Genomic DNA, 1,913 nt, shown 5'->3' with positions numbered 1-1,913 from the left:
ACCAGAGGCTCGACAGTCGACGTCATGCCGGTTTTCCCAAAGCGTTGAAGCGGTCGACGACCGTGTCGGTGTCGGCCACCCAGCAGTAGCCGCCGAAGGCCTTGAGCGCGATGTCGTGGCGTTCCTGGGTGATGGTGGCGCAGGCATCCGATACGCAGGTGACAAGATAGCCGCGGTCGGCGCCGTCGCGCACCGCCATGTCGACGCATTGATCGGTCAGCACGCCGACCACGACGAGATAGCGGATGCCGAGGTTCTTGAGGAGATAGTCGACATTGGTCGAATTGAAGATGCCCGACGACGTCTTCGGCAGCATGATCTCGTCGCCAACCGGCGCCAGCGATGCCACCGGCAGTCCTTCGGGGAGACTGGGCGCAACATGGATCGGTGTCAGCTTGTGGTCGAGCGAGCGCTCACGGCCGTCTTCGGTCAGGCTCTGAATGATGGTGTGCAGCACCTCGACGCCATTGGCCCGCGCCGCCGCCAGCAGGCGCTCCTGGTTGGGGATCGTCTGCGAGGATGTCTGCCGGTAAAAATAATGATCGGGGCCACGTTCCGGATGCGACGGATCGGCGCCCGGCTCCAGCCAGATGCGCTGCATGTCGACGAGCAGCAGTGCCGTTTCGCCGGCACGGAAGGCTTCGTCTCGTTTGGGTAGGGCCTGGGTCATGCTTTGTCGTCCTGCTTTGCTGATTTGGGTCCCGGTGTCTTGCGGGGGCCGGGTGTCTTGCGCGCGCCGTTCTCTTGCGGTTCGCTGTCGAGCGTCACGGCATTGGCATGCCGCACCTTTTCGAGTCGCTCGATGCGGGCGCGGGCCTCGTCGCCCAGCGTCGAAACGATATGGGCGACCAACGCTTCCATCTGTGCGATCGCCGGCGCCAGCGTGTCGTAAGGTGAGGCGACTTCGAGCGGGCTGACGATGGTGACTTCGGCGAGATCTGATATCGGCGACAGCCATTGGTCGGTGAACAGGACTATGCGCAGATCGAGCGCCGCCGCCTGTTTTGCATAGGCCATCACATCGAGTTGGTAGCGGCGGTAGTCGAAGACGACGAGCACGTCGCGCCGGCCGAGGTCGGCCAGCGTGTCGAAGATCTGCGGAGAGAGCACGCCGAGATCGCGAACCCCGGAGCGGAACTGCACGAGATAGCCGGCCAGCATGCCGGCGATGTGGCGGCTGAACCGGCCGCCAACCAGCACGACCTCGCCCTTGGCCTCCATCAGCAAGCGGGCCGCCCGCTCGTAAGTCTGGACGGGTGTCGCGGCGGTGGCTTTCTGCAAGGCCGTGGTGACGCTATCGAGATAGGCCAGCACGGCGCTGTCGTTGGAACCGCTCTGCCGCTTGGCCTCCATCATCAGCAGCGGCGAGTGCAGTCTTGCCTCGACTTCGGCCAGAAGCCTCGCCTGGAAATCCGGAAACCCTTCATAGCCGAGCTTCATCACCAGCCGCACCACGGTTGGATCGCTGACGCCAGCGCGCCGGGCGAGCGATGAGGCGGTACCGAGGCCGGAGGTCGGATAGTCCGTCAACAGCAGTCGGACGATCTTCTCCTCCGACGGCGTCAGCGCAAGATCCCCGCGCATCAGAACATCGCGTATCGCCATGGGCCTCCCCGGAATCCGTGTTCTCTTGTTTTGTCGAGTTTATTACAGAGATTTAAATCTCGGTCAACAATGAAGAGATGTTGACATTGCGCGATCGCTGGCCCTACCTTGTCGAAAAGCAGCCAAGAGACTGTGGGGAACAGCCATGCGAAATGGAAGCGACGTCATCGTCGTCGGTGCCGGTATTGTCGGATCGAGCGCGGCCTATGATCTGGCCAAAGCCGGTGTGAAGGTCACGCTGGTCGAGCAGACCCATCCCGCCGGCGGCCCGTCGGGCAGATCGTCGGCGCTGCTGCACGCCTTCTACC

General features: G+C 63.3%; 3 protein-coding genes. 1 reads left to right on the top strand and 2 read right to left on the bottom strand.

Annotated elements, in window-relative coordinates; genetic code table 11:
* Positions 1 to 22 precede the first annotated feature (22 nt).
* Positions 23 to 670 carry an isochorismatase family cysteine hydrolase gene (locus EN925_RS34010; protein ID WP_013530318.1) on the bottom strand — a complete coding sequence of 216 codons (648 nt, stop codon included), beginning with the start codon at positions 668 to 670 and terminating at the stop codon, positions 23 to 25.
* Complete coding sequence (locus EN925_RS34005; RefSeq protein ID WP_127368895.1) at positions 667 to 1,605, bottom strand: MurR/RpiR family transcriptional regulator; 939 nt, start codon at positions 1,603 to 1,605, stop codon at positions 667 to 669. The genes EN925_RS34010 and EN925_RS34005 overlap by 4 nt, the downstream gene beginning before the upstream one ends.
* 145 nt (positions 1,606 to 1,750) lie before the next feature.
* On the opposite strand from EN925_RS34005, the gene EN925_RS34000 reads away from it, so the two are divergent.
* Positions 1,751 to 1,913, top strand: a 163-nt coding sequence (locus EN925_RS34000; protein ID WP_164894591.1) for an FAD-dependent oxidoreductase, incomplete at its 3' end; no start/stop codon positions are given.

It is taken from the genome of Mesorhizobium sp. M7A.F.Ca.US.006.04.2.1, from assembly GCF_004022915.1.
Taxonomy (GTDB): domain Bacteria; phylum Pseudomonadota; class Alphaproteobacteria; order Rhizobiales; family Rhizobiaceae; genus Mesorhizobium; species Mesorhizobium ciceri.
This window is presented reverse-complemented; position numbering and strand designations above follow the sequence as displayed.